Origin of the sequence: Thalassospira sp. A3_1 (genome assembly GCF_017744215.1) — a bacterium.
GTDB lineage: Bacteria > Pseudomonadota > Alphaproteobacteria > Rhodospirillales > Thalassospiraceae > Thalassospira > Thalassospira lucentensis_A.
Window position 1 is genome coordinate 80,267 of record NZ_JAGHQQ010000002.1, and the last position, 19,223, is coordinate 99,489.

At 57.6% G+C, this 19,223-nt stretch carries 19 protein-coding genes; 8 read left to right on the forward strand and 11 right to left on the reverse strand.

Features of this window, described 5'->3' with window-relative positions; translation table 11 throughout:
- Positions 1 to 3: 3 nt before the first annotated feature.
- The 6 genes from J7395_RS07355 to fsa all read right to left on the reverse strand — a co-directional run bounded on the left by J7395_RS07355 (position 4) and on the right by fsa (position 4,075).
- Entirely contained in the window at positions 4 to 495 is a 492-nt protein-coding gene (locus J7395_RS07355; protein WP_097051349.1) for a class I SAM-dependent methyltransferase, read from the reverse strand.
- A 97-nt stretch (positions 496 to 592) separates the two neighbouring features.
- A complete protein-coding gene (locus J7395_RS07360) occupies positions 593 to 1,198 on the reverse strand; it encodes a glutathione S-transferase N-terminal domain-containing protein (RefSeq protein WP_209221071.1) in 606 nt (201 codons plus the stop codon).
- A 108-nt stretch (positions 1,199 to 1,306) separates the two neighbouring features.
- Positions 1,307 to 1,600 carry a YrhK family protein gene (locus J7395_RS07365; RefSeq protein WP_062953210.1) on the reverse strand — a complete coding sequence of 98 codons (294 nt, stop codon included), beginning with the start codon at positions 1,598 to 1,600 and terminating at the stop codon, positions 1,307 to 1,309.
- Positions 1,601 to 1,673: 73 nt separating this feature from the next.
- Positions 1,674 to 2,636: a tyrosine recombinase XerC gene (locus tag J7395_RS07370; RefSeq protein WP_209221072.1), complete on the reverse strand. Its 963-nt coding sequence runs from the start codon at positions 2,634 to 2,636 to the stop codon at positions 1,674 to 1,676.
- Entirely contained in the window at positions 2,615 to 3,304 is a 690-nt protein-coding gene (locus J7395_RS07375; RefSeq protein ID WP_097051346.1) for a DUF484 family protein, read from the reverse strand. Before J7395_RS07375 ends, J7395_RS07370 begins: the two co-directional genes overlap by 22 nt.
- A gap of 114 nt (positions 3,305 to 3,418) precedes the next feature.
- Positions 3,419 to 4,075: a fructose-6-phosphate aldolase gene (gene fsa, locus J7395_RS07380; protein ID WP_037990470.1), complete on the reverse strand. Its 657-nt coding sequence runs from the start codon at positions 4,073 to 4,075 to the stop codon at positions 3,419 to 3,421.
- A gap of 186 nt (positions 4,076 to 4,261) precedes the next feature.
- Between fsa and J7395_RS07385 the strand changes: the two genes are divergently transcribed.
- The gene (locus J7395_RS07385) at positions 4,262 to 6,502 is read left to right on the forward strand and encodes a primosomal protein N' (RefSeq protein WP_209221073.1); all 2,241 of its coding nucleotides are present in this window, start codon (positions 4,262 to 4,264) and stop codon (positions 6,500 to 6,502) included.
- Positions 6,503 to 6,504: 2 nt separating this feature from the next.
- On the opposite strand, the gene J7395_RS07390 is transcribed toward J7395_RS07385, so the two are convergent.
- Positions 6,505 to 7,347: an ABC transporter substrate-binding protein gene (locus tag J7395_RS07390; RefSeq protein WP_209221074.1), complete on the reverse strand. Its 843-nt coding sequence runs from the start codon at positions 7,345 to 7,347 to the stop codon at positions 6,505 to 6,507.
- A gap of 69 nt (positions 7,348 to 7,416) precedes the next feature.
- Here J7395_RS07390 and J7395_RS07395 point away from each other — a divergent pair, with 69 nt between their 5' ends.
- Complete coding sequence (locus J7395_RS07395; RefSeq protein ID WP_209221075.1) at positions 7,417 to 7,737, forward strand: nucleotide pyrophosphohydrolase; 321 nt, start codon at positions 7,417 to 7,419, stop codon at positions 7,735 to 7,737.
- A 66-nt stretch (positions 7,738 to 7,803) separates the two neighbouring features.
- On the opposite strand, the gene J7395_RS07400 is transcribed toward J7395_RS07395, so the two are convergent.
- Complete coding sequence (locus J7395_RS07400) at positions 7,804 to 8,280, reverse strand: hypothetical protein (RefSeq protein WP_209221076.1); 477 nt, start codon at positions 8,278 to 8,280, stop codon at positions 7,804 to 7,806.
- A gap of 426 nt (positions 8,281 to 8,706) precedes the next feature.
- Between J7395_RS07400 and J7395_RS07405 the strand changes: the two genes are divergently transcribed.
- From J7395_RS07405 to atpC, 5 genes are read left to right on the forward strand one after another with little or no spacing between them, the layout of a single operon-like run.
- Entirely contained in the window at positions 8,707 to 9,264 is a 558-nt protein-coding gene (locus J7395_RS07405) for a F0F1 ATP synthase subunit delta (RefSeq protein ID WP_007089181.1), read from the forward strand.
- A complete protein-coding gene (gene atpA, locus J7395_RS07410; protein ID WP_114111192.1) occupies positions 9,264 to 10,796 on the forward strand; it encodes a F0F1 ATP synthase subunit alpha in 1,533 nt (510 codons plus the stop codon). Before J7395_RS07405 ends, atpA begins: the two co-directional genes overlap by 1 nt.
- A gap of 30 nt (positions 10,797 to 10,826) precedes the next feature.
- The gene (locus tag J7395_RS07415; protein WP_062953218.1) at positions 10,827 to 11,717 is read left to right on the forward strand and encodes a F0F1 ATP synthase subunit gamma; all 891 of its coding nucleotides are present in this window, start codon (positions 10,827 to 10,829) and stop codon (positions 11,715 to 11,717) included.
- Positions 11,718 to 11,768: 51 nt separating this feature from the next.
- Positions 11,769 to 13,187, forward strand: a complete 1,419-nt coding sequence (gene atpD / locus J7395_RS07420; protein WP_062953219.1) for a F0F1 ATP synthase subunit beta — start codon at positions 11,769 to 11,771, stop codon at positions 13,185 to 13,187.
- Positions 13,188 to 13,229: 42 nt separating this feature from the next.
- On the forward strand, positions 13,230 to 13,634 hold the full coding sequence (gene atpC / locus J7395_RS07425) for an ATP synthase F1 subunit epsilon (RefSeq protein ID WP_062953220.1): 405 nt from the start codon (positions 13,230 to 13,232) through the stop codon (positions 13,632 to 13,634).
- A gap of 280 nt (positions 13,635 to 13,914) precedes the next feature.
- Here the strand turns inward: atpC and J7395_RS07430 are convergent, their stop codons facing one another.
- From J7395_RS07430 to J7395_RS07440, 3 genes are all read right to left on the reverse strand, one after another.
- On the reverse strand, positions 13,915 to 14,361 hold the full coding sequence (locus tag J7395_RS07430) for a response regulator (RefSeq protein WP_062953221.1): 447 nt from the start codon (positions 14,359 to 14,361) through the stop codon (positions 13,915 to 13,917).
- A gap of 347 nt (positions 14,362 to 14,708) precedes the next feature.
- Positions 14,709 to 15,959, reverse strand: coding sequence for a c-type cytochrome biogenesis protein CcmI (gene ccmI / locus J7395_RS07435; RefSeq protein WP_209221077.1), 1,251 nt, complete (start codon positions 15,957 to 15,959; stop codon positions 14,709 to 14,711).
- Positions 15,960 to 15,967: 8 nt separating this feature from the next.
- Positions 15,968 to 17,947, reverse strand: a complete 1,980-nt coding sequence (locus J7395_RS07440; RefSeq protein WP_062959342.1) for a heme lyase CcmF/NrfE family subunit — start codon at positions 17,945 to 17,947, stop codon at positions 15,968 to 15,970.
- Positions 17,948 to 18,154: 207 nt separating this feature from the next.
- On the opposite strand from J7395_RS07440, the gene J7395_RS07445 reads away from it, so the two are divergent.
- On the forward strand, positions 18,155 to 19,165 hold the full coding sequence (locus J7395_RS07445; RefSeq protein ID WP_209221078.1) for a cation diffusion facilitator family transporter: 1,011 nt from the start codon (positions 18,155 to 18,157) through the stop codon (positions 19,163 to 19,165).
- The last annotated feature ends 58 nt before the right edge of the window (positions 19,166 to 19,223 follow it).

Sequence of the window (19,223 nt, forward strand, 5' to 3'; positions counted from 1 at the left end):
GTTTTAGCCCTGATAACGGCGGAAGAAATAGCGATCCTGCGGGACGCCTTCGGGAAGCGGTTCGGCGATGGTGCCGGGCACGTCGATTTTCTGATCGGATGCGACAATCGCGCCCTTGATCAGGGCCGCAGGCAGGGTCTTGCCGATGAAGGATGCGATTTTGGCATTGAGTTCCTCGTCCCCGGTGCCGACATCGGAATGGACCAGTGCGACCTTGCCGGCAAAGCGTTCAACCGCCATCGGCAGGGTTTCGAAAATGTCGCCCAGAAACAGGTGATCATCATCGGGGATGCATTTGGGGTGGGCGGCGATTTGACGATCAAAGACGAAGATTTCACGATCCGGCATGATTTCACGCAAGTGATCGAAGGTGCGGCCATTGCCAAGCCCGATTTCAAGAACAATACCGTCATGGTCCTTGATCATTTCGGCGGCGGCATTCAGGCAGTCGCGCTGGGCCTGCAGGCGGCGGATGACGCTGTTAAGGCGGGACATTTATTCGTGTTCTCCGGACGGTGAATGTGAAATCGCGATGTAATCCGAAAGCGGCCCGGTGCAAGCAGGATTAAGCCGCACCGGGGCGTAAGTCCTATCAGCCCTTGAAAATTGTGGCGTCAAAGGCCGGGACGCGCGCACGGAAGGCATCAAGCCATGTAACGAGGGCGCCGTAAGTTTCGCGCCATCTGCCATCAAAACGCAGATCAAGATAGCCCAGTGCACAGGCAAGGGCGACATGGCCGATGGTCAGGTCACCGGCAAGCGACGGCGGGTTGGCGTCAAGGTGATCCATGGCGCGTTTGACCTTGTCGGACTGATAGGAAAGCCAGTCGGATGAACGTTTTTCTTCGGGGCGCATGCGGTGTTCGTAGACCTGCAGGATCGAGGCATCGATGATGCCATCGCCAAGCGCCTGAAGGGTGAGGGCTTCCCACCGGGCGTCGCTTTCGGTCGGGTGCAGGGTGATGCCATCGACCTGCGCGTCAAGATATTCGCAGATCACGCGGCTATCGAAAATCTTGCGGTCATCATCAAGGATCAGGATCGGGATTTTGCCCAGCGGGTTCTGTTTGCGCAGGGTGTCTTCCGGATCGTTGGTATTGGACATTTCGATGGTGAGCTGATCGTAAATGCCAAGAATTTTGGCGACGATTTTGACCTTGCGGCCAAAGGGTGACGGGTCGCTGGAGCGCAGGATCATGGGGTTCCTCCGATGAATTTCAACAAGTTGCCCGCAGTGTAAGGGGGAAATGCCGTTTCGAAGAACCCCAAATTTCGCGATTGTGGAAATCCTGCCGGGAAAGGGAGATCAGCCCCGGCGGTAATCAGGGGAATTGCCGGGCTCCATGACGGCCTCGCCCAGCCTGGCAAGATGCAGTTCACGGGCAAGCCGGATGGTAGGCCGCAGGGCAAAACACACCGACCCGATGATGAAAAGCCAGGTTCCGGCTTTCATCAGGTCGTCATAGAGGAACATGATGCTGCCGATGGTGAACAGCACCGCGGCCAGCCAGTCGACCGAGGTATAGGCGATTTCATAGGCGCTATAGACCTGGCGGTGGCGTGAGGATGCGTCAAAGCGGCGGCTTCGGAAAAGCTTCATGGCGGACTCCCGTTTATGATGGGTTGCTTTGTCCGTAACGCATGAAGGCGGCAAACGTTCTTGAATATCTGGACTAACGCCGTGCGCGGGGATGGGTCCCCTGATAGACAGCCATCAGGCGTTCGGTATCGACCGAGGTATAGCGTTGGGTGGTCGAAAGCGAGGCGTGACCGAGCAGATCCTGAATGGTGCGCAGATCACCGCCACCGGCCAGAAGGTGGGTGGCAAAGGAATGGCGCATGGCGTGGGGGGTGGCGGTATCGGGCAGGTTCAGAAGGCCACGGATTTTGCGCATTTCGCGTTGGGCGACCTGTGCGACCAGCCGCCCGCCGCGTGCGCCAACAAAGAGCGGCTCATTGCCGTTCGGGGCATAGGGGCAGGTGTGGACATAATCCTCGATCGCATCGCGCACGATCTGCAATACCGGGACAAGGCGCTGTTTGTTGCCCTTGCCGGTGATGACCATCGAATCGCCCGTCGGGCGTTGATTGGCGTTAAGGTCCAGTGCCTCGGATATGCGTAACCCGCAGCCATATAGCAGGGTGAAAAGGGCAAGGTTGCGTTTGGCAAGCCACGGTTCATCCTGCCGCGCGCCAGCGTTATCAAGGACGGCGATGGCATCCTGCGGGCTAAGTGGTTTGGGGACGGATTGTGGCAGTTTCGGATTGCGGATCGAATTGACCGCAGCATTTTGCCCGCGCCCGGTGCGATCCAGAAAGCGATAGAAATTGCGCAGCGACGATAGGGCGCGCGCGGTGGAGCTTTTGGCCATGCCATCCATGCTGCGCCGCGCCAGCCAGCTTCGGAAGTCGCGCGGGTTAAGCGCCAGAAGATCGGCAATATCGGGTGTATCACCGCGATGTTCCCGGACGAAACCAAGGAAAGCATACAGATCGGCAAGATAATTTTCGGTGGTGTGGTCGGAAGCGCGGCGTTCGGCAGACAGCCATTGCCGCCAGTCGGCAATGGCATCGCGCACGTCTTCGGGCAGGGTCAGGGCAGCAAGCCCCTTATTCATTGCGGCGCTGTCAGCCATCGGCGGGCACCAAATTCGATCACGGAGGCCAGGAACATGATCAGGTCATGGGCCTGTGCCGGGCTGAAATAATCGGGTTCGGCCACACCGAATGCGACAAGCCCGACCGGGTCGCCATAAAACGGTGCGAGACGGACAATGGCGGCGGACCGGATGTTATCGGCCTGCGGGCCAAAAATCGCCTCGTCCCCGGCATTGTCGGGCAGAAGCCAGACGTCGTTTTCCTCGCCCAGAACCTGATCAACCGCACCAGTTGTCAGGCGACGAACACGGCCGCCGCAACGCGGCACGGGGGCATCTTCGCTTTCTTCAAAGCACAATGCGATGGCATCAAGGTCAAGCAGTTCGGGCACAAGATCCTGCAGGGCTTCGACGAAGACCTCGAACCCGCGGGCATTGAGCAGGGCCAGAACCGCACGATGGATGCGGCTTTGGGTTTCGAGGTTGGATTTGGAAATATTAATCAGCTCGCTTGTCGCGCCGCGCAGCTTTTCGCGTTCATCGCGCAGACGGGCGACGACATATTGCTGCATGTCGGCCACGCCCGAACCGAGTTCGCGCACCGGCATGTCCAGACTGTCGAGAAGGTCCGGCCGGTTGGCAAAAAAGTCGGGATGTTCGGCGAGGTAGGCCGCGACGTCGTCGGCGCGCAATGCTGTCTTTTCCATCTGATCCGGTAATTTGCAGTGAAATGAAAAACCCGGCAGCCACAATGCGGGCTGCCGGGTTAAATGCGTGTTAAGGACCGGTGATAAAACCGATCAAAAGCCGGGTTTTCGACCTTAGAGGATCGACTGGCCGGTTTTCGCCCAGTCGGCGACGAAGGTTTCAAGACCCTTGTCGGTCAGCGGGTGTTTGAAGAGCTGGCCAAGAACCTGCGGCGGGATGGTGACGACGTCGGCACCGAGACGGGCCGAATCGACAACATGCTGCGGGCCGCGAGCGGACGCGACGAGGATTTCGGTCTGCCAGTTCGGGTAGTTGTTATAAACTTCGGCGATGTCGGCAATCAGCTGCATGCCATCGGACGAGATATCGTCAAGGCGGCCAACGAACGGCGACACATAGGTCGCACCGGCTTTGGCGGCCAGAATGGCCTGACCGACCGAGAAGCAAAGGGTGACGTTGGTCTGAATGCCTTCGTCGGTGAAGGTGCGGCAGGCTTTGAGCCCATCCGGGGTCAGCGGCAGTTTGACGACGACATTGTCGGCGATTTTCGCAAGTTTGCGGCCTTCGGCAACCATGGTTTCATAGTCGGTCGCAGCAACTTCGGCGCTGACCGGGCCGTCAACCACGTCACAGATTTCCTTGATCAGATCGAGGAACGAACGGCCGGTTTTGGCAACCAGCGACGGGTTGGTGGTCACGCCATCAACGAGGCCGGATTTGGCGATTTCGCGGATTGCGTCGATGTCGGCGGTGTCGATGAAAAACTTCATTGGATTTCCTGCTCAGGAGCTTTTGAAGATCGTTGTTCGATGATGCGGTTAGCTGATAGGGTCCGGTTCCATTCAAATGACGGTACCAGACGCCCTGTGCTGTGGGACCGTTTTCTTTTGTGCCACAAGCCGGTTATGCATAATCATGCGACCAACCCAGAGGCATCCTGACGGGGTTTATAATATATGAGCGCCGCAAAGGCCATATCGGGAAATCTGTTTGATGATGATCCAGCCTTTCAGGTAACGGGTGAAACGATCAGTGTTCTGCCGCCGCTGCCATTGGCGGGCCCGTATGATTATCTAGTCCCCGAAGGCCTGAACGTTCAGCCCGGCGACTTTGTCGAAATTCCACTGGGCCGTCAGACCCAGCGCGGCGTCGTCTGGGGTAAGGCCAGGGGCGACGTCGATCCGGCCAAGCTGCGCGAAATTTATGGCGTTTTGCAGGCACCGCCGATGGCCGATGTGACGCGAAAATTCGTCGATTGGGTGTCTGCCTATACCATGGCGCCGCAGGGGGCGGTGCTGCGCATGGCGATGAGCGTTTCTGATGCGCTGGAGCCGCCCAAGCCGATTTTCCGATTTACCCTTGCCGATCCGGCAGATGGCGAAGGCGATGGCAGCCTTCGCATGACGCCGCCGCGCAAGCGGGTGATGGCGTTTTTGCGCGACCATCCGCCGATGGAACAGGCCGATATCATGCGCGAAACCGGTGCCGGGGCCAGTGTGATCAAGGGGTTGGTCGAGGCAGGCGTTGTCCGGCGTTTGATGGTGACGCCACCATCGCCGTTTGAAGCCCCCGACCTTGATATCCCGCGCCCGCATCTGTCGGATGCGCAGGAACGTGCGGCGGATATGCTGTGTGCCAAGGTGGCGGAAGATGGATTTTCGGTAACGTTGCTGGATGGTGTGACCGGGTCGGGCAAGACCGAGGTTTATTTCGAGGCGATCCGCACCGCGTTGGAAAGCGGGAAACAGGTGGTGGTCCTGTTGCCGGAAATCGCCCTTTCGGCGCAGTGGTTGCAGCGGTTTCGCGACCGATTCGGCGTCGAGCCGGCGCTTTGGCATTCCGAAGTCGGGCAGGCGCGGCGGCGCGACACATGGCGGGCGGTGGCCGATGGGTCGGCAAAGCTTGTGGTCGGGGCAAGGTCGGCGCTGTTTCTGCCCTATGCCAATCTCGGCCTGATTGTGGTCGATGAAGAACATGAACATGCCTTCAAGCAGGAAGATGGCGTGATTTATCATGCGCGCGATATGGCGGTTGCACGCGCACATCTGGGCGGGATTCCGGCCATTCTGGCATCCGCCACCCCGTCGCTTGAGACTTTGGCGAATGTGGAAGCCGGACGGTATGAGCGGGTCGAGCTTTCGGAGCGGCACGGCATGGCGGTTTTGCCAAGTGTCGAAATCGTCGATATCCGGCAGGACAAGCCGGAACGGCAACGCTGGATCACGCCGACCCTGAAAAAACGGCTGGCGGAGACATTTGCCGCCGGGGAACAGGCGATGCTGTTCCTGAACCGGCGCGGTTATGCGCCGTTGACCCTTTGTCGGGCCTGCGGGCACCGGTTCCAGTGCCCGAATTGTACCGCATGGCTGGTCGAGCATCGGGCGTGGGGCAAATTGCAATGTCATCATTGTGGTTATCAGGCAAAAGCCCCCGATAGCTGCCCGGCCTGCGGGGCGGAGGAAAAGCTTGCGGCATGCGGGCCCGGGGTGGAACGGCTGTATGAGGAAGCGGTCGAGACATTCCCGCAAATCCGGATCGAGGTCGCAACATCGGACAATATCGCCGGGCCGAAGGCCGCGGCCGAGCTGGTCAACCGGGTGCATAACCATGAGGTTGACCTTCTGATCGGGACGCAGATTTTGGCCAAGGGCTATCATTTTCCGATGCTGACCCTGGTGGGGGTTGTTGATGCCGATCTTGGCCTTGCGGGCGGGGATTTGCGCGCGGCTGAACGCAGTTATCAGTTGATGACACAGGTGGCGGGGCGTGCCGGGCGTGGCGAGCGACCGGGCACGGTTTTGCTGCAAACAGCGGACCCGTCAAACCGGGTGATCAAGGCGATTGCAGCGGGCGACCGCGATGCGTTTAACGAGGTTGAATTATCCCAGCGCATGACGCATGGCATGCCGCCGCATGGAAGGTTGGCGGCCCTGATCATTTCGGGGAAAAAGGAAAACGAGGTTGACGAAGCCGCATGGCGGATCGGGCGGGCAGCCCCAAGGGGCGATGGCATCGTCGTTCTGGGACCGGCACCGGCCCCGTTATCGTTGCTGCGCGGGCGGTATCGCAGACGGTTCCTTATTCGCACCGATAAGCAGGTCCGGTTGCAGGCGATGATCCATGACTGGTTATCGAAGGTGAAAACGCCGGGCAGTGTCCGGGTGCAGATCGATATCGATCCTTACAGCTTCATGTAGGATCAGTTCTGATATTGGGATTGCCACCAGTCCAGACCATCGGGACCAAGGTAATCCTGAAAGATGGAGGCAAGGCGGCCATCATTGCGCATGGTGCTGATGATCTGGTCATAGCGTTTCAGAAACGCGTCCTTGTCCGGATAGTCGGATGCCTTTGAGAACACATTATAATAGGGCGCACGGCGTAGCGGCGGATAGATGAAGGCGATTTTTTCGCGCTGCCCGTTGCGCAGGGTTTCGTAAAGCGTGCTGAGGTAATTGACCGGCACGACATCAAAGCGGTTTTCCAGCAGCATCGGGATCAGCAGATCGTTCTTGGCGACGACTTCGATATCAAGCCCGGACCGCCAGAAGGTATCGGTATAGGAATATTCCGCCGCCGCCCCCACGCGATGACGGGCGAGATCGGAAAAATCATTAAAGGTGATCCGGTCGCGGTCCTCGGCCCGGACGGCAAAGCGCCAATCAAGCAGAAGATGGGCTTCTTCGGGGTAGTTCAGATACTGGCTGCGTTCGCTGTTTTGCGACAGGGTCAGGACGATATCACTGTTGCCGGTCTGGGCATTATGCAGAAGACGACGGCCATTATCGACAAGCTGAAACCGGTAATCGGTGATGCCCATGTCGTTCAGGACTTCGGTCATGATGTCGATATCAATCCCGCGCGGGTCGCCATCGACCATCCATTTCAGCGGGGCTTCGGACAGGCCTTCGATGATCAGGGTTCTGGCATGTGAGACGGTGGAAAAGGTGACTGCGCATAGTGCAACAATCAGCGTAAAATATGCAGCCATGCAGGATTTGAATGATCCGGCGGTCTGCACGAACTCCCACTGTCGTGCCATATGTTGTCTCCCGTCGTGATTGCGGGTTATGGATATCCCGAGTTTTGCCGGAATTACGGATAAGATTTGATGACGAATGTTAAAAATTCAACAAACATGAGCGAAAGCCAGCAAAGCATATGTGACTGGGCCGAGGGAATTTTTGGCCCGGTTGCCGATCCGCGGGCGCTTGTCGAACGTGCGATGCTGGAAATGAAAGAGCTTGATGAGGCGGTGGCGGACCGGGATATTTCGGAAATCGGTCGTGAGGCGGCAGACGTTTTGATTTTGCTGTATCGTCTGGCCGATCAGTTCGGGCTCGACCTTGATGGCGAAGTGCAGGGGAAAATGGCGATCAACCGGGCGCGCAAATGGTCCGCCAAGGGCGATGGCACCGGATCGCATGTCTGATGATGTATCTCATATTGGGCAGGCGGACGGATCGGGCCACCGGTAGGGTGACCCGATGCGATGATATCAGTTGGCGCTGTAGACCCTGCTGGACTTGCTGGTAAGCCAGGCCGGGATGGATTGCTTGTTCGGGCCGACGGTGGTGCTGCTGAAATTGTCGGCTTCGAGATAGGCATGCGTCGGGTTGATGCCCTCGGCACTCATCCAGCTATCGGATGGCACGTCTTCGGCCGGGATTTCCGACAGCGGGGCGGTGACCGCGTCGCAGGTGATTTTATAAACCGTGGTCTTGCCGCCAAAAACATTGCGGCGGCTGTCGGCCATGGCTTTGAAGTCAGCCGATGTCAGATCGACAAAAACGGAAATGGCGGTGCCGGGTTCATCCTGATCGTCGTAATAGGCGCGCGAGGCCGATGGTACGAAGGGGCTTGCGGTGCCGGTTTCGACAAAACGGAAATAGCCGCTGCTGCATGCAAAGGCGTTGATCGGTGCCAGCAGGGTGGCACCAGCGACCAGCAGGCTGATCATTCGGGGCAGTTTCATTTAAATCTCCTGAGCGATGACATGAAGGCTCGTGATCGACGTCTGAAGGGCCCGAATGTGATGTCGATTACACTTTTTGATCGCAAAAGAAGGTTATCGACCCGCGGTTGCACGGCAGCGTTTGAAGAAAAAAGCGGGGATTCGTCCGTTAAAGTCGATTTCACCAAACCGAAATCCGCCTGTGGCGGGAAAACCGGTATTATTAAATAGTTGTAAAAAGCCTCGAAAAGTAAGCAATCCGGCCCGGTTTTGCCCCAACTTTAGGCAAGAATGAAAAAGACTGCCGAAATGGCGTTGCGCGGGGGTTGCCCCTGTCATGGACATATGATACCAAACGCTCGCTTCTCGGCGGGAACACCTTCCGAGAGACCATTTTTTTATACGTATCCGAGTCGTTCTCATAACCAGAATTGAGGGCTTTCACCGGTGTCCCAAAATACTGCCGCGACCGGGCTTCAAGGGCGTTACGCCACAGCATTATTCGAATTGGCCCAATCGGCCGATGCGCTTGATGCTGTCAAAAGCGATCTTGAATTGCTCGACCAGGCCATCGTCGAAAGCGATGACCTGCGGAATGTGCTCCGTAGTCCCGTGATTTCCCGGGATGTGCAGGCCAAGGCAATGGCGGCCCTTCTGGACAAGCTTGGCGTTTCCGAGTTGACCAAGAAGACCGTCGGCGTTCTGTGTCAGAAGCGCCGCCTGTTCGTTCTGCCGGATGTTATCAGTTCCTACCTTTCCATGCTCTCAGCTTTCAAAGGCGAAGTGACCGCACAGGTGACCTCGGCTTCCGAGCTGAAAAAAGAGCAAATCGAAGCCGTTACCGGCGCTCTTAAAGAAGTTGTTGGCGCCACTGTCAAAGTGGACCTGAATGTCGATCCGGCGGTTCTTGGCGGCCTTGTCGTCAAGGTCGGTTCCCGGGTTTTTGATGCCTCGCTTCGTACCAAATTGCAGAAGCTCGAGCTCGCTATGAAAGGGGTTGCGTGATGGAAATCCGCGCCGCGGAAATCTCCGCTATTCTTAAGGATCAGATTGCCAATTTTGGCGCTGAAGCCGAAGTTGCCGAAGTCGGTCAGGTTCTTTCTGTCGGTGACGGTATCGCCCGTGTTCATGGTCTTGACAATGTTCAGGCCGGTGAACTGGTCGACTTCCCGGGTGGCATCAAGGGCATGGCCCTGAACCTTGAGGAAGACAATGTCGGTATCGTTATTTTCGGTTCTGACCGTAACATCAAAGAAGGCGACCAGGTCAAGCGTACCGGTGCCATCGTTGACGTGCCGGTTGGCAAAGAGCTGCTGGGCCGCGTTGTTGACGCGCTTGGCAACCCGATCGACGGTAAAGGTGATCTGGGTGCAAAAGAACGTCGCCTTGCCGACGTCAAGGCACCAGGCATCATCCCGCGTAAATCGGTTCACGAGCCGGTACAGACCGGTATCAAGTCGATTGACTCGCTGATCCCGATTGGCCGTGGCCAGCGCGAGCTGATCATTGGTGACCGTCAGACCGGTAAAACCGCGATCATCATCGACACCATTCTGAACCAGAAGCCGGTGAACGATGCAGCGAAATCCGACAGCGACAAGATGTTCTGCATCTATGTTGCGGTTGGTCAGAAACGTTCGACCGTTGCACAGGTTGTGAAGGTCCTTGAAGAACGTGGCGCGATGGAAAACACCATCGTTGTTGCCGCGACCGCGTCCGACCCGGCGCCGATGCAGTTCCTGGCACCGTTCGTTGCCTGCGCAATGGGTGAATATTTCCGCGACAATGGCATGCATGCCACCATCTTCTATGATGATCTGTCGAAACAGGCTGTTGCCTATCGCCAGATGTCGCTGCTTCTTCGCCGCCCGCCGGGACGTGAAGCTTTCCCGGGTGACGTTTTCTATCTGCACTCCCGTCTGCTGGAACGTGCTGCGAAAATGAATGACGAAAACGGCGCTGGCTCGCTGACCGCTCTGCCGGTTATCGAAACCCAGGGTAACGACGTTTCGGCGTTTATTCCGACCAACGTGATTTCGATCACCGACGGTCAGATCTTCCTTGAAACCGACCTGTTCTATAAGGGTGTTCGCCCGGCCGTGAACGTTGGTCTGTCGGTTTCGCGTGTGGGTTCGTCCGCTCAGATCAAGGCAATGAAACAGGTTGCCGGTTCGATCAAGCTGGAACTTGCCCAGTATCGTGAAATGGAAGCCTTCGCACAGTTCGCATCGGATCTTGATCCGGCAACCCAGAAACTGCTGGCACGTGGCGCACGTCTGACGGAACTGCTCAAGCAGCCGCAGTATTCGCCGCTGAAAGTGGAAGAGCAGGTTGTTGTGATCTATGCCGGTGTTAAGGGTTACCTTGACGGTGTGGCAGTAGGCAAAATTCGTGCTTTCGAAGAACAGTTCCTGAGCGACATCCGTTCGTCGGGTGCCGACATTCTTGATGCGATCCGCACCGAGAAGGTTCTTTCGGAAGCCACCGAAACGAAGCTCAAAGCGTTCCTCGACAAGTTCGCGAAAACCTTCGCGTAAGTCTGAACTTTAGGCGAAGGAGGAAACGCAATGGCAAGTTTGAAGGATCTGCGCTCGCGCATTGCCAGCGTCAAGTCGACGAAGAAAATTACTTCGGCGATGAAGATGGTGGCAGCCTCCAAGCTCCGCCGTTCGCAGGATGCAGCGGAAGCAGCCCGTCCCTATGCAGATCGCATGGGGACGATGCTGGGCCGTCTTGCAGCCGCGGTTGGTGGATCACAGGGGGCACCGAAGCTTCTGGCAGGTACCGGCAAGGATGATGTGCATCTGCTCGTCGTCTTTACCGCGGACCGTGGCCTTTGCGGCGGTTTCAACGCATCGATCATCAAAGCGACCCGTATCAAGATCCGCGCCCTTCGCGCGGCTGGCAAAACGGTGAAGCTGATCTGTGTTGGCCGCAAGGGTGCCGATGCGCTCAAGCGTGAATTTGGTGACGCGATTGTCGCCCGGTATACCGGCGTCGAAGGCAAGAAGGGGATTGATTTCTCTGCTGCTACCGACGTTGCCGACAAAATTCTGGCGCTGTATGACGAAGGCGAATTTGACGTCTGCTCGATCTTCTATAACAAGTTCGTGTCAGCAATTTCGCAGGTCGTCACCGAACAGCAGCTGGTGCCGTTCGCGGTGCCGGAAGCCGACGGGCAGGAAGAAGCTACCGGTTCTTCTGCGGTTTATGAATATGAACCGTCTGAAGAAGCCATTCTGGCTGATCTGCTGCCGCGTAACGTCGGGGTCCAGATTTTCGGTGCGATGCTGGAAAGCAGTGCATCCGAACACGGTGCGCGTATGTCCGCGATGGATAACGCAACCCGCAATGCCGGCGATATGATCGACCGACTGAGCATCCAGTACAACCGCTCACGTCAGGCCCAGATCACCAACGAACTGATTGAAATCATTTCCGGCGCCGAGGCTTTGTAAGCGGGTCGCAGGAACTAACGGATAGTTTTGTCCGAGCAGGAGACAATACCTATGGCGAACAAGAAGGCGGGGAAAATTTCCCAGGTTATGGGCGCCGTCGTCGACGTTAAATTCGACGGCGATCTGCCTCCCATTCTGAACGCGCTGCATGTTGACAACAACGGTCAGCGTCTGGTTCTCGAAGTTGCACAGCACCTTGGTGAGAATGCCGTCCGTACCATCGCGATGGACACCACCGAAGGTCTGCGTCGTGGTCAGGAAGTCATCGATACCGGTGACGCGATCTCGGTTCCGGTTGGTCCGGAAACCCTTGGTCGTATCCTGAACGTCATCGGCGAGCCGGTTGACGAACGTGGTCCGGTCAATGCGAAAATGACCTCCCCGATCCACCGTGAAGCTCCGTCGTTTACCGATCAGGCAACCGACACCGAAATCCTGGTTACCGGCATCAAGGTCATCGACCTGATCGCGCCGTACACCAAGGGTGGTAAAATCGGTCTGTTCGGCGGTGCGGGCGTGGGTAAAACCGTTCTCATCATGGAACTGATCAACAACGTGGCAAAAGGCCACGGTGGTTATTCGGTTTTCGCAGGTGTTGGTGAACGTACCCGTGAAGGTAACGACCTCTATCACGAGATGATGGAATCTGGCGTTATCAATCCGGAAGGTGCATCCAAAGCCGCACTGGTTTATGGCCAGATGAACGAACCCCCGGGAGCCCGTGCACGTGTTGCTCTGACCGGTCTGACGATTGCGGAATATTTCCGTGATGAAGAAGGCCAGGACGTTCTGTTCTTCGTCGATAACATCTTCCGCTTCACCCAGGCGGGTTCGGAAGTGTCGGCACTTCTCGGTCGTATCCCGTCTGCCGTGGGTTATCAGCCGACGCTGGCAACCGACATGGGTGCACTTCAGGAACGTATTACCTCGACCAAAAAAGGTTCCATTACCTCGGTCCAGGCCATTTACGTCCCTGCCGATGACTTGACCGACCCGGCGCCGGCAACCTCGTTTGCCCACCTTGACGCGACCACGACGCTCAACCGTCAGATTGCCGAGCTTGGCATCTATCCGGCTGTTGACCCGCTCGACAGTACCTCGCGTGCGCTTGATCCGGGCGTTATCGGCAAGGAACATTACGAGACTGCCCGTGAAGTGCAGCGTGTTCTTCAGACCTACAAAGGTCTTCAGGACATCATCGCAATTCTCGGCATGGACGAGCTTTCGGAAGAAGACAAACTGGTCGTGGCCCGTGCCCGTAAGATCCAGCGTTTCCTTTCGCAGCCATTCCACGTTGCAGAAGTCTTTACCGGTACTCCGGGCGTGTTCGTTCAGCTCGAAGACACCATCAAGGCGTTCAAGGCAATCTGCGCTGGTGAATATGACCATATGCCCGAACAGGCATTCTACATGGTCGGCACCATCGAAGAAGCCATCGAGAAAGCCAAGAAGATGGCCGAAGCTGCCTAAGGCAGCTTCGGACCCCCTTCCCATACGGGAGAGAGGACTGTCATGACTGATACGACTGTACTGGAACTTGTTTCGCCGTCTGCCCTGCTCAAATCCGAGCCGGTCGAGATGGTCGTTGTTCCGGGCACGGACGGGAATTTTGGCGTGCTGCCGAAGCATGCGCCGATGATCTCGACCATTCGTCCGGGTGTCATCGACATCTATGCAGGTGGCAAGGTTTCCGAACGTATCTTCGTCGCTGGTGGCGTCGCCGAGGTTAACCCCGAGCGTTGCACCATTCTGGCCGAAGAAGCCGTTCCGGTTGCCGATATCAAGGCCGATGAAGCCCAGGCACGTCTTGAGACCGCCGAGGCGGATCTGAAGGCGGCAACGACAGCACATGACAAGGCGAATGCCGAACGTGCGCTTGAAATTGCCCGTGCGCAGATTGCTGCACTGTCCAACTGATCATCGATCTTTGATCTTCGATTTTGAAAAGGCCGCTGTTTGATACAGCGGCCTTTTTTCTTGCCGATGTGCCAGACGGGATGATCGGGGCAGCGTGGGCGTACATCATTCAGATATCGCGTAAGGCGACGGAGTGTGGGCGCCAGTCCCCAGTCCCCAGTCCCGGGGTTGGTGTGCCGGGTTCAGGTCGCTGGGAACAATGTATTGGAGCCATGGGAACCGACAGGGGATTGCCGACTGTCAGGGGCAAGGGCCGGGCAGCATGATCCGCGCGTTGCGATCAGGGGGACGGGGTCAGGGCGAGGCCCAGCCAGAATGATTCGATCATTTTCATCAGATCGATAAATTCCGTCACATCAACCGGCTTGCGCAGATAGCAGTTGGCCCCGGCGGCATAGCACAGATCGACATCATGTTCGGCACCCGATGTGGTCAGAACGATCACGGGGATCGAGGCGGATGACGGGTCATTGCGGATTTCGCGCAGCATTTCCCGGCCATCCTTGCGCGGCATGTTGAGATCAAGCAGGATCAGGCGCGGTTTGGGCGCGTTGCGATAGGGGCCGTCCTGTTGCAGGAACTGGCGCGCGGTCATCGCGTCCTTGACGTGATGCAACTGAACCGGGTGGGTGAATTCGCGCAGGGCTTCCTGAACCAATCTGGCGTCGCCCGGATTGTCTTCTATCAGCAGCAAATTGCTTACGGTCCCGTTGGCACCGGCGATCATGCGATGTCCTTATTCTTTTGGGTGGGGGATTTTGCCATGCTCCCCTTTTGATGGGTAAGAACTATAATCAATCTTTGTCACGAAATGAAGAAAAAGAGAGAATAATTTCAATATTATAGATGAAATTGTTGTTTTTCTGAACCTTGTTCATTTTTTGCCGGAGGGAATTTTTAGCAAACAGAATGACAAATCAATAGGATGCAGGCGAAAGTTTTAGCAGAAATACTATTCTTGCGTATGGTTCGTAACGGGTGCGTTCCATCCGGATACAGAAAAACGCACCGTGATTTTTCACGGTGCGTTCGACTCTGGCAGGGGATGGCGACCATAACCGTGAGGGTCGGTGCCTAATCCCCGGGAATACCAAGTTCGTCCGCGAGACCGGCAAAGCGGGTCAGAAGCGCGGTATCGCTCGCAAATTCCTGGCGGGCGGTATCGTAGGCCTGCTTTGCCTGATCAGGTTGACCGATCACCATATAGGCGCGCATCAGACGTGCCCAGCCTTCGGGGTCTTGGGGATTTTCCGCCAGTTTGTCGGCCAGTTGCGACACCATGCCAAGGATCATTTCCTGGCGTTCTTCGGGGGTCATTTCGGCGGCGGCTTCCATATCCTCGCGGGATGGTCCGCCGGGGGCATTTGATGCCATGGGCGGGGTAACCGTGATCCGGCCGGTAATATCGATGCCCTGGGCAAGAGCGGCCTCTTCGATCCGGGCCAGCACCATCGGCAGCCAGCCGGCATCAGACGGCGCGCCATTGACCAAGGCGATCCAGCGGTCGACAGCGGCGGCGACATTGCCGTTCTGCGCATCGGCAAGGCCCAGGAAATACTGGATACGCGGGTCCGTGCTGCCGGATTTTGCGGCTTCTTCCAGCGCGCCGCGCGCGATTGTGTTGACCTGCCCATTGTTGGTGCGGATGACGCTTTCGGCATACATCGCGAGGTAATCACCATCCCGACCGGATTGCTTGACCGCTTCGAGATAGGCGGTCTGGGCTTCTTCGGGGCGACCAAGGGCCATCAGGCTGGCGCCGAGAAGTTCCCAGCCCTTGAGGTCATCGGGATTTTCTAGCAGGCGGTTTGACAGGTCCTGTACCGCGCGGTTAAGGGCGGCGTTGCGGTTGGCGTCATTGTCGCTGGCCTGACGGGCGGCCATGATTTCATCCGTACGGCTGGCGATGGGCCGGTCGCGAAGGTCGGGACGGCCAAGGTCAAGATAAAGACCGACGCCGCCAGCAAACAGAAGCAGGGTAAAGATCGCAACCGCGGGGCGCAGGCGTGACACGCGGTTTGCCGCCTCGCCGGACTGGTGGCGTTTGGCGATCCGCTGATCGGTGGCAAGGATGCGGCGCTGGACCTCGGTGCGGGCGGCGTCAGCCTGTCCTTCGGTCAGAACGCCGCGTTCGATATCGCGGCCGATTTCGGCAAGCTGGTCACGGTAAACCGCAAGATCGCGTTGCAGTTCGTCTTCGTCCATGTCGGCAAGGCGATCTTCGTTCGTATCCGCATCAGCCGAACGCGCATTTCGCAGGATCGGCCAGAGGACATAACCCGCCACCAGAGCCGTCAAGGCGCCAAGAACAATCCAGATGGTCATTGATAATCCTATTCGGCGGGTACGGTCTGAGCCGTTTTGGTGGAGCGGGTGGGAGCACCCACGCGATAGCGACGGTCAGACAGGGACATAAGCCCCCCCAGCACCATGATGATGCCACCGGCCCACATCCACGGGATCATGGGTTTGACATAGAAACGCGTCACCCATTTGCCGCTGGCGTCCTCGTCACCAATCACCGCATAGATATCACCGGTGAATCCGGACCGGATTCCGGCCTCGGTCGTGGGCATGCCTTCAACCGTGTAGACACGCTTTTCCGGGGTCAGGGTGATGGTGCGTTCGCCCGGGGTTGCGATGGTGATGGTGGCCTCGCGGGCAAAGAAGTTCGGCCCCTGATATTCGCGAAGGCCGCTGAGTGTAAAGGTGTGACCCGAAACAACCGTGCTTTCACCGATGGCAAGGGACTGAACCGATTCCTCGGTCCAGGCCTGTGATCCGGTGATGCCGGCGACAACAATCGCCATCCCGGCATGGGCCAGCATGGTGCCGTGAGCAGAGCGCGGCAGATTGCGCATGCGGCGGAAGCTATTGGCCAAGGGTTCGCGGAAAAGCTTGATCCGGCCCGCCCATTCAAGGATCGATCCGACAAACAGCCAGACAGCGAGACCCATGCCAAACAGGGCAAAGGCCGGGCCACCGGCCAGCCAGTAGGTGACGATCAGAACCATGATCACGGCGGCAATCGCGATTTTGAGCTTGCCCAGAACCGCAAACAGATCGGCGCGTTTCCATGGCATCAGCGGACCAAAAGCCATGGCAATGATCAGGGGCGTCATGATTGGCACGAAGGTGGAATTAAAGAACGGTGCGCCAACCGAGATTTTTTCGCCGGTCACGGTTTCGAGCAGCAGGGGATAAAGGGTCCCCAGCAGCACCATGGCCGCCGCAATCGAAAGCAGCACATTGTTAAACACAAGTGCGCCTTCGCGCGAGATCGGCTGAAACAGTCCGCCGCCCTTCAATGTCGGGGCGCGCCAGGCATAAAGGGCCAGCGATCCGCCCACCGTCAGGCACAGCAGGAGCAGGATGAACACCCCGCGGGTCGGGTCGGTGGCAAAGGCATGAACCGATGTCAGCGCGCCGGACCGCACCAGGAAGGTGCCGAGCAGCGAGAAGGAGAAAGCCAGGATCGAGAGGAAGATCGTCCAGCTTTTGAGCGCGTCGCGTTTTTCGACAACAATCGCCGAATGCAAAAGGGCGGTTCCGGCCAGCCACGGCATGAAGGATGCGTTTTCCACCGGATCCCAGAACCACCAGCCACCCCAGCCGAGTTCGTAATAGGCCCACCAGGAACCAAGCCCGATCCCGGCGGTCAGGAACATCCATGCGGCCAGGGTCCATGGTCGGACCCAGCGCGCCCATGCCGGGTCAACCCGGCCTTCGATCAGGGCGGCGACGGCAAAGGCAAAGGCCACGGAAAAGCCGACATAGCCGAGATAGAGGAACGGCGGATGAATGGCGATGCCGGGATCCTGCAGCAGCGGGTTCATACCTTCGCCGTTCAGCGGCGGGTTGATCACGCGCTCGAACGGGTTGGACGTCAGCAGGATGAACAGAAGGAAGCCGAGCGCAATCAACCCCATCACGCCAACAACACGTGCCAGCAGGCTTGGCGGCAGGTTCTGGCCAAAGGCGGCGACGGCGGCAGAAAACAGGGTCAGGATCATGACCCAGAGCAGCATCGAGCCTTCGTGGTTGGCCCAGACCCCGGTGATTTTATAGATCAGCGGTTTGGATGTGTGGCTGTTGGCCAGCACATTCAGGACCGAGAAATCGGACGTGACATAGGCATATGTCAGGGCGGCGAAGCTTGTACCGACCAGCGCAAAGCAGGCAATGGACAGGCGTGGCGCGATTTTCAGAAGGGCGACATCACGCCGGGATGCGGCCATGAACGGGATGGTCGACTGTGCCAATGCCACCACGAGTGACAGCACCAGGGCATAATGTCCGATTTCAACAATCATAAGTGGGCCTGTTGTTTGCTCTTATCCGCCTGCGGGGCTGATATAGTCGCTTCGATCAGGTTTGAAAACCTTGCGGAATATCAAATATGCGCTATTTGCTGCACAGGCGACGGTCAAAATATGGCAATAGTCATTACATATTACGCCAATTCACGATATAAAACCGCAATCAGCGAGCGGAAATTGAAGACCAAAGGTCTGTAGAACATGAGTCAATGTCCTGTCATTGACATCGCGCAAAGGGAAATGTGGGCACGTCGGGCAACGACGGCCTCTATTGTCATTGCTGCGACGCTGATTGCGATCAAGGCGGTCGGGTGGTTCCTGACCGATTCGGTCAGTCTGTTATCCTCGATGGTTGACAGTATGCTTGATGTCGGTACCGCTGTCGTCAACTTCATGGCGGTCCGCAGTGCATGGCGTCCGGCAGACCATGACCACCGGTTTGGTCATGGCAAGGCTGAACCGCTGGCGGGGCTTTTCCAGTGTGCCTTCATGATCGGTGCCGCGATATTCGTGGTGGCCGAGGCCGCATCACGCGTCTTCGAGCCGCAACCGCTTCGTTTCGCGACGGAGGGTGTGTGGCTGATGGTCGTGTCGCTGGTGATGACATTTGGGCTGGTGCTGCTGCAACGAAAGGCGGCGCGCATGTCGGGTTCCGTCGCGGTCGAGGCCGATTCCCTGCAATATACCAGCGATATCCTTGCCAATGTTGCCGTCATCGTCGCATTGATGATGGGGATGTCGGGCTTCCTGTGGGCTGACCCGGTGATTGGCGGGATTGTTGCGATCTTCCTTGTTGCGTCCGCGGTCAAGGTCGGGCGGCAGTCGGTTACGGTTCTTATGGATGCCGAATTGCCGGAATCGGACAGCCAGCGGATCATCGAACTGACGATGAAAAACGCATCGGTGATCGGCATTCACCGTCTGCGCACCCGTTCATCAGGCGTGCATCGCTTTGCCGAGATCGAACTGATCATGGATGGCGGGATGCTGATGCGGGAATCGCACACCATCTGCCATCAGGTGATGGACAGCATCCGGGCGGAATATCCCGATCTGGATATCACGATCCATCCCGAACCGCCCGAAGACATCCATCTCGACGAGTTTAGCGGTTATACCGAAGACCCGGAATTCTGGCATACGGGCCGGGCGCGCAAGGCCGGTCAGGACAGTATTCCGGCGTCAAATGGCGAGCTGGCGACGGGTCGCTAGGTTTCGGGTGTCGGGTGTTTTCCAACAATTGACATTACCCGCATAACTTGTAACCCTG